Source organism: Roseomonas nitratireducens (genome assembly GCF_017813355.1).
GTDB lineage: Bacteria > Pseudomonadota > Alphaproteobacteria > Acetobacterales > Acetobacteraceae > Neoroseomonas > Neoroseomonas nitratireducens.
Genome location: NZ_JAGIYZ010000017.1, coordinates 113,863 through 121,374 on the forward strand (window position 1 = coordinate 113,863; position 7,512 = coordinate 121,374).

At 73.7% G+C, this 7,512-nt stretch carries 11 protein-coding genes; 4 read left to right on the forward strand and 7 right to left on the reverse strand.

The genetic code is table 11. The features are described 5' to 3' along the window. Window positions 1-12: 12 nt before the first annotated feature. The 4 genes from J5Y09_RS17220 to J5Y09_RS17235 all read right to left on the reverse strand — a co-directional run bounded on the left by J5Y09_RS17220 (window position 13) and on the right by J5Y09_RS17235 (window position 2,367). Entirely contained in the window at window positions 13-327 is a 315-nt protein-coding gene (locus J5Y09_RS17220; protein ID WP_209353056.1) for a hypothetical protein, read from the reverse strand. Between the two features lie 44 nt (window positions 328-371). After that, window positions 372-863 carry a host attachment protein gene (locus J5Y09_RS17225; RefSeq protein ID WP_209353057.1) on the reverse strand — a complete coding sequence of 164 codons (492 nt, stop codon included), beginning with the start codon at window positions 861-863 and terminating at the stop codon, window positions 372-374. Between the two features lie 77 nt (window positions 864-940). Next, the gene (locus J5Y09_RS17230) at window positions 941-1,366 is read right to left on the reverse strand and encodes an NfeD family protein (protein ID WP_209353058.1); all 426 of its coding nucleotides are present in this window, start codon (window positions 1,364-1,366) and stop codon (window positions 941-943) included. Further along, window positions 1,351-2,367 (reverse strand): SPFH domain-containing protein, encoded by a 1,017-nt coding sequence (locus tag J5Y09_RS17235; RefSeq protein WP_209353059.1) that lies wholly within the window; start codon window positions 2,365-2,367, stop codon window positions 1,351-1,353. Before J5Y09_RS17235 ends, J5Y09_RS17230 begins: the two co-directional genes overlap by 16 nt. A 183-nt stretch (window positions 2,368-2,550) precedes the next feature. Between J5Y09_RS17235 and J5Y09_RS17240 the strand changes: the two genes are divergently transcribed. Then, on the forward strand, window positions 2,551-3,333 hold the full coding sequence (locus J5Y09_RS17240; protein ID WP_209353060.1) for an SDR family oxidoreductase: 783 nt from the start codon (window positions 2,551-2,553) through the stop codon (window positions 3,331-3,333). 63 nt (window positions 3,334-3,396) lie between these two features. Beyond that, entirely contained in the window at window positions 3,397-4,407 is a 1,011-nt protein-coding gene (locus tag J5Y09_RS17245; protein WP_209353061.1) for an SH3 domain-containing protein, read from the forward strand. 190 nt (window positions 4,408-4,597) lie between these two features. On the opposite strand, the gene J5Y09_RS17250 is transcribed toward J5Y09_RS17245, so the two are convergent. Then, window positions 4,598-5,197 carry a thiamine pyrophosphate-dependent enzyme gene (locus J5Y09_RS17250; RefSeq protein ID WP_342451498.1) on the reverse strand — a complete coding sequence of 200 codons (600 nt, stop codon included), beginning with the start codon at window positions 5,195-5,197 and terminating at the stop codon, window positions 4,598-4,600. Further along, a complete protein-coding gene (locus J5Y09_RS17255; RefSeq protein WP_209353062.1) occupies window positions 5,194-5,721 on the reverse strand; it encodes a thiamine pyrophosphate-binding protein in 528 nt (175 codons plus the stop codon). Before J5Y09_RS17255 ends, J5Y09_RS17250 begins: the two co-directional genes overlap by 4 nt. Before the next feature lie 67 nt (window positions 5,722-5,788). Between J5Y09_RS17255 and J5Y09_RS17260 the strand changes: the two genes are divergently transcribed. Beyond that, window positions 5,789-6,268, forward strand: coding sequence for a YaiI/YqxD family protein (locus J5Y09_RS17260; protein ID WP_209353063.1), 480 nt, complete (start codon window positions 5,789-5,791; stop codon window positions 6,266-6,268). 189 nt (window positions 6,269-6,457) lie between these two features. Here the strand turns inward: J5Y09_RS17260 and J5Y09_RS17265 are convergent, their stop codons facing one another. After that, window positions 6,458-6,982 carry a M23 family metallopeptidase gene (locus J5Y09_RS17265; RefSeq protein WP_209353064.1) on the reverse strand — a complete coding sequence of 175 codons (525 nt, stop codon included), beginning with the start codon at window positions 6,980-6,982 and terminating at the stop codon, window positions 6,458-6,460. Between the two features lie 297 nt (window positions 6,983-7,279). Here J5Y09_RS17265 and J5Y09_RS17270 point away from each other — a divergent pair. Then, window positions 7,280-7,512, forward strand: a 233-nt coding sequence (locus J5Y09_RS17270) for a hypothetical protein (protein WP_408904062.1), incomplete at its 3' end; no start/stop codon positions are given.

A 7,512-nucleotide genomic window follows, 5' to 3' on the forward strand; every position in this document is an offset into this window, starting at 1 on the left:
CCGTGGCGAGGGTCAGCGGCGGATGACGACGAAGCGCACGCCGGCGGGAGGCGGCGCGCCGGTGCGGCGCGCCCGGCGCATCCGCCACCAGAGCGAGCCCGCGCCGATCGCCCCCGCGACGAGCGCGATGGGCAGCAGGATGCCGATGGCCAGGATGGCGAGCCCGGCCAGCACCAGCCCGATGGCGACCGTGGCGACCAGGATGCCGGCGGCGCCGATGCGCGCGAGCATCCGGTCGAGCGTGCCCATGGCGCGCGGCGGGACGGGGTCGCGGAACTCCCCTTCCGGCGTCATGTCGATGATGGGCGGGCGGCGGTTCGGTTCCATGGCCCTTCCGACGTGGCCCGCGCCACCGCCAGGGTCAAGGCCTGTCACACTCCGTGACGCAGCGCGTCCAGCCGGTCGAACAGCGTCGCGAGCGGCAGGGCAGTCAGGTCGTGATGCTCCTCCCCCGCCAGGGCCCGGCGCTGCTCGGGCGGCAGGTGCTCGATCACGGCATGGGCGACGGGCGCGGGCGCAACGATGGCGAGGCTCTGGGCCGTCCCGGCGCGCAGCGCGTCGACCAGGTCGGCGGCCATGCGCTTCGCCAGGTCGCGCTTGGCGTGCTCCTTCGGGCTGTCGTCCTTGCCGTCGTATTCCATGGCGCTGCGGGCCGTGGCCCCGGCGGAGGCGAAGGCGCGGCCGGGCCGGTCCTCGCCCAGTTCGGAATCCTTCATCCGCGCCTCGGGCGCGTCCCAGACGAGGACGGCGTCGTAGCCGGTCTCGCCCAGGCGCTTGAGGTAGGCCTTGCCGTGGCTGCCATTGGCGACAAGGAAAAGCCGGCTGGCGTGGCCGCCTTCGATCGTCGTTGCGCGTGCGGTCATGGTGTCCCTCCGTTGGGGATCACCATGCCGTGATCACGCGCGCGGCACCTTGATGCGCGACAAGCCGGGACGCGGATTCACTCCGGCCGGACCACCAGCGTCGTGCCGTCCACGCCTTCCACCCGCACGCGGGTCCCGGCGGGCGTCTCCGCCGCGTCGCGCGGCAGGCGCGCCGCCCAGTCGGAATCGCCCAGGCGCACGCGAGGCCCCGCCGCGCCGGGCTCGGTCAGCACGCCGAAGCGCCCGACCAGGCCGGAATCCGGCGTATTCACCCGCGGCCGCGGATGCTCGGCGCGCTTCAGGCGCAGCGCCACCGCGATCCCGGCCCCGAGCAGCACGATGAAGACGGCCACCGCCACCCAGAAGGGCGGCGCGACCGCGAACAGCAGCAGCCCCGTGCCGATCGCCGCGAGCCCCACCCACAGCAGGAAGACGCCCGGCAGCATCACCTCCGCGCCGAGCATCACGAGCCCGGCGAGGATCCAGATCAGCGCGGCATCCATGGCGAGGCCACCTCCGCGGTCGGCGGCGCCGGCGGGCGCGGCGGCCTGGGTCCGCCGCCGGGCGCGCCGCCATCCGGCCCGCGCAGCAATTCCATCGCCTGGGCGATGCCGCCGGCGAGCGCGCTGCTCTCCATCGGCACGATCACCAGCTTCTGCGCGGTGTTGCCGGCCAGCGTCTCGAACGCCTTCACGTACTTGTCGGCGATGAAGTAGCGCAGCGCGTCGCCGCCCGCCCCGGCGGCGACCTCGGCCACCATGCGGGTCGCGTTCGCCTCGGCCTCGGCCAGGCGCTCGCGCGCCTCGGCGTCGCGGAAGGCGGCCTCGCGGCGGCCCTCGGCGGACAGGATCAGGGCCTGCTTCTCGCCCTCGGCGCGCTTGATCTCGGCCTCCCGCTCGCCCTCAGCCTTGGCGACGGTGGCGCGGCGCTCGCGCTCGGCCGTCATCTGCAGGTTCATGGCGCGGATCAGGTTCTCGGGCGGCTCGATCTTGCGGATCTCGACGCGCGCGATCTTCACGCCCCAGGGGTCGGTCGCGCCGTCGAGGATGTTGAGCAGGGAGGAGTTGATCCTCTCCCGCCCCGACAGCGTCGCGTCGAGTTCCATCTCGCCGATCACGGCGCGGATGTTGGTCATGGTCAGCGCGGTGAGCGCGACGGCCAGGTCCTGCACGGCATAGGCCGCCTTCGCCGGGTCCATGACGCGGTAGTAGACGATGCCGTCCACCGCGACCGTCGCGTTGTCCCGGGTGATGACGGATTGCTCGGGGATATCGAGCACCTGCTCCTGCACGTTCACGCGCCGGCCGATGCCGTCGATGAAGGGGATGATGAAGTTCAACCCCGGGGAGAGCATCCGGGTGAAGGCGCCGAAGCGCTCCACCGTCCAGACCTCGCCCTGCGGGACGGTGCGGATGCCGCGCGTGGCCGTCAGCACGGCGACGAGCAGCAGCATGACCAGGACGATGGTCGAGCCGGAGACGATGTCGAGCAGGTTGGTGTTCATGGCCTCGGCAATGTACGGGCGCACGGGCGCGGAAGGAAACGCCGCCTCGCCCCGCCGCGACGGGGCCTGTGACCCGGGACACGCCGCCGGGGGCTGGTCGCGCGCGCGCGCGCCGCCCAGACTGCGCGCGCCGCCGCGGCCCGACCCGCGGCCGGCGGAATGCCATTCAGGGGGAGGATCCGCATGCAGGGCGCCGACACGCCGCTACCCGTCGACCTTTCGGGCCTTCGCGTCGCCATCAGCGCGGGCGCGGGCGGCATCGGCCGCGTCATGGCCGACAGCTTCGCCGCGCGCGGCGCGAAGGTGTTCGTCTGCGACCTGGATGCGGAGGCGCTCGCCACCTGCCCCCACCCCGCCATGCGCGCCGACATGGGCGAGGTGGCGGAGTGCGAGCGCTTCGTCGACGCGGCCGCCGCCCATCTCGGCGGCCTCGACGCGCTGGTGAACAATGCCGGCATCGCCGGCCCCACCGCGCGGGTCGAGGACGTGACGCCCGAGGCGCTGGAAGCCACGCTGCGTATCGACCTCTCCTCGATGTTCCATTGCGTGCGGCGCGCCGTGCCGCATCTGCGCGCTTCGGGCGGCGGCAGCATCGTCAACCTTTCCTCCGCCGCCGGGCGCTTCGGCTTCCCGCTGCGCAGCCCCTACGCGGCGGCGAAATGGGGCGTGGTCGGCTTCACCAAGTCGCTCTCGATCGAATTGGGGCCCGACGGGATCAACGTGAACGCGATCTGCCCCGGCCTCGTCGCCGGCGACCGCATCCGCCGCGTCATCGAGGCCAAGGCCCAGGCGCAGGGCGTGTCCTTCCGGGAGAAGGAGCAGGAGCTGCTGCGCGACGTCTCGCTGCGCTGCTACGTGACGCAGCAGGACATCGCGAACATGGCGCTCTACCTCTGCTCCCCCTTCGGGCGGACGGTCAGCGGCCAGGCGCTGGCGGTGGACGGGGACCAGCAGCGGCTGGGATGAGGCGCTTGCCGCCGCGTCGCCTCCGGCGATAGCGTCGCGGCCTGCGAACAAGGGGGCGGGCCAATGCGGCGGATCTTCAAGGCCGGCCTGCCCTTGGCGCTGGCCGCGACGCTCGCGGCCTGCGCGCCGGCCAGCCCGGGCGCGCCGGGCGCGACGACGGCCATCGATCCCTCAGACGCCTGCGGCCGCCAGCGCGCGAATTTCGAGCTCGCCCGCGGGCTGTTCGCCGGCGCCGTCATCGCCGGCGCGGCCGGGGGTGCGGCGGTCGGCGGCGGCATCGCGCCGCGGCGCGGCGGGGTCATCATCGTCCCCGGCAGCGTCGCCGTCGCCGGCGCGCTGATCGGCGCGGCCGCGGGTGCCGCCGCGGGCGTGGCCATGGCCGACTACCTGGCCGAACGCCGCCGCGCGGCACCCGACGACGCCGCCCTGCGGCAAACCGTCGCCGCCGATATCGAGCGCGAGAACGCCAATCTCGACCTCGCCCGCAACGCCGCGGAATTCCTGCTCGACTGCCGGCTGCGCGCCGCCGCCGACATCCGCGCCGCGGTGGCGGACGGCACCCTCACCGCCGCCGCCGCCGCACCGAGGCTCGAGGCGCTGCGCGCGGCCGCCGCGGCCGATGCCGCGCTGGCGCAGCAGATCGCCGCCCGCATCGCCGCGCGCGACGCGGAACTCGCACCCGCCATGGAAGCCCTCGTCCCCGGCGCGCGGGCGGAAGGGGCGGATGCCGCGCCAGCCATCGAATCCACCACGCCGCTGGCTCTGCCGCTGCGCGCCCGGCCGGACGCCACGGCGGTGCGCGTGGCGACACTGCCGGCGGGCACGCAGGTGGCGCTGCGCCCGTCGCGGGACCCGGACTTCGTCGCGGTGGAAAGGCCGGGCGGGATGCGGCTCGGCTACGTGCCGGCCTCGTCCTTCGGGGCGGCGGCGCCGGCGCGGCGCGCGCCGCGGGCGGAGGAACCGTTGCGCTTCCTCGCCGCGACCAATGTCGCGCGGCGGGACAATTTCGCCGAGACGGTGGGCGACCTGACCCGCGCGGGCCAGGGACAGGGCTTCGAACCCGCCGCGCCCTGATCCGGTCCGAGCCCGCAGCCCGGAAGCGCGAAGTACAGACCTGCGGCCCGAAAGGCCGAGGCCGCGAATGCTGCCCGCCGGCCGTCCGGCGTCACGCCGGAGGCGTGCAGGATGAACCCGGCCAAGGCGGCCGGATGGCCGGCGCCCGGCGTATGAGGGGCACGAAGGTGAAGCCTTCGTGCGCTCGGTATCAGACCGCTTCCGCCATCGCCCGCATGAAGGATTCGCGGAAGCGGATCGGGTCGCGGTCGGTCTGCGTGCGGCCCGGCTCGTTGTCGATCTTCACGCCGATCAAATGCGGCCCGTCGGTCGTCAGCGCGCGGGCCACCAGCGCGTCGAATTCCGTCTGGTCCGCCGCCCAGGTCGCGCCCGCGATGCCGGAGGCGCGCGCGATGGCGACGATGTCGGTGCGCGATGCCGCGGCCGGCGTCCCCTGCCCGCCCGTGATCTGGTAGATGCCGTTGTCCCAGACGATGACACACAGGTTCTTCGGCGCCTGCGCCGCGATGGTGGACAGGCAGCCCAGCTGCATCAGCAGCGACCCGTCGCCTTCGAGGGCGAAGACGCGGCGCTTGGGCTGCGCGAGCGCGACACCCATCGCGATCGGCGCGGCGAGGCCCATGCTGCCGAGCATGTAGAAATTCTCCGGCCGGTGCCCGGCACCCCAGAGATCCCAGTTGGAATTGCCGATGCCGCCCACCACGGCCTCGCGGTTCTTGAGCGCGCCGACAAGGCGCTTGGTCAGCGCGGCGCGGTTCATCACATGCAGGTTGTCGGTCGCGTCGGTCACTTGCGCCCCCCGGTCAGCAGCGGCGAGAGGATCAGGCAGGCCGGCCAGCGCGTGGCGAAGGCCTGGCGGATGGTGCGGTCGGCCACGAAGGCGGCCTCGTCCAGCCGGCTCATCGTGTGGTGCTCGATGCCCATGGAATCGAGGATCGGCCGCATGGTGCGGCAGACGATCGCCTGGCCGGGATTGAACTCGCCGAGCGTGCCGCGCTCGCTCACCACCATCACCACCGGCACCTGGCAGGCGACGGGCAGGCTGGCGAGCACGTTGGGCAGCGTGGCGAAGCCGGAGGTCTGCATCAGCACCACGCCGCGCATGCCCGACATGGTCGCGCCGGTGACGATGCCGACGGCTTCCTCCTCCCGCGCGCAGGTGAAGGCGGTGAAGAACGGGTCGGCGTGCACGCCCTCGATCAGCGGGCGCAGGACATTGTCCGGCACATAGGTGACGAGGCGGACATCGTTGTCCTTGAAGGCCTGGCGCAGGATGCCGTGCCAGGTGGCGGGCGCGCCCTCGGCGCTGGTCATGGCGAACGTCCCTCAGCAATCGCGCGCCCGGTATCGCACCCGCGCCGAAGACGGCATAGGGGGGGCCATGGAGACGACGACGCCCCGCCTGCTGATCGATGCCGATGCCTGCCCGGTGCGGGAGGAAGCGCTGCGCGTCGCCCTCCGCCTGGGGCTCGAGACGCTGCTGGTGACGAATGGCAGCCGCCCGGTCCGCCCGCCGCCCTCGCCGCTCGTGCGCCTGGTGGTCGTGGCCGCCGGCGCGGACGTGGCGGATGACCGCATCGTCGAGGAAGCGCGCGCGGGGGACATCTGCATCACCGCCGACATCCCGCTCGCCGCGCGCTGCCTCGCGAAGGGCGCCGCGGCGCTGTCCTTCAAGGGGCATCCCTGGACCGAGGACAATATCGGCGGCGCGCTGGCCGGGCGCGAACTCTCCCGCGCGCTGCGCGAGTCCGGCGCCATCACCGGCGGGCCGGCGCCGATGGCCGCGGCCGACCGGGCGCGGTTCCTCAACGCGCTCGACCGGATGGCGCAGGCGGCGCTGCGGCGCGCGCGGGGCGGCTGAAACCGGCCCGGCACGGCCGGTCGCCGTGCGGCGGGAGCCTGTCCCCGCCTACTGCATACAAGATTGCATGCAGATTTTCGGCGCATGACGGGCGGCGCCGTCACGCCCGTCGCACGAAGGGTCGACCTTCGTGCGACGGGTATCGCGCAAGGCCGGCGCGCTGGCCGCGCGCCGAGCCGAAGGCTGGATTCAGCGCGGCGGCGCCTCGGCGACCTGGCGGTCGTCGACGCAGGCCGTGCGCGTGAGCCAGGGCCAGGGATCGACCGGGCGCCCGTCGCGCCGCAGCTCGACATGCAGATGCGCGCCCGTCGTCCGGCCCGTCCGCCCCACCGCGCCGATCACCTGGCCGGGGAAGACATAGGAGCCGAGCCGCGCGTCGGAGGCGAAGCGCGACAGATGCGCGTAGCGGGACCGCGTGCCGTCCCGGTGCTCGATTTCAAGCATCAGGCCATAGGCGTAGTAGCGGCCGGCGAAGACGACCGTCCCGCCGGTCGCAGCCCGCACCGGCGTGCCGACGGGGGCGCGGATGTCCACGCCCGGATGGAAGCCCCGGCCACGATGGCCGAAGGCGGAGGAGAACTCGCCCGAGACCGGCATGCCCAGGGGACAGGGCGCGGCAATGGCCTGGGGGACGGAGGCGACGAAGGCGGCGACGGCCAGGGTGGCGATGCGCACAGGACGGCGCAGGCGCGCTTGGGGGCGCGTCTCGGTCATGATCTGCAGGTCTCCCTTGGTTCTTCGTGAAGTCTCCCCCGCCCTTCCCCCGGCGGACGTCATACGTCAACCCTGGGAGTTCCCCGGGGGGCAGACCCCCAATCGGGGGATAGCCCCCAACATCGGCCAAATCCCCCGTCCATGCGGGGATGGCCCTGAATCGAGATTCTCCCGGCGAACCGCCGATTTTTGCTGTTCCCGGCAGCGGCGGCGGGTTGGCACGCGACTTGCGGTTCCCGGATCACGCCCGCGTCACCGACGCAGGCGCTGGCCCACGGATCCAATAGGGAGCGCAAGATGCAGACCAGGACACCAGAGAGCCTTTTCGCGGCGGCACGGTCACCCTCGGCGAAGGTCGCTTCCGTCCGCCGCACGGCCCGCGCGCTGCTGCTGGCGGCCGCGGCCTTCGCGGCGGTGCCCGCCGCCACCTACTTCCTGTCGTCGCAGGCTGAAGCCCACGGCGGTGGCGGCGGTGGCGGCGGCGGTGGTGGCGGCGGCGGCGGCGGCGGTGGCGGCGGCGGCGGCGGTGG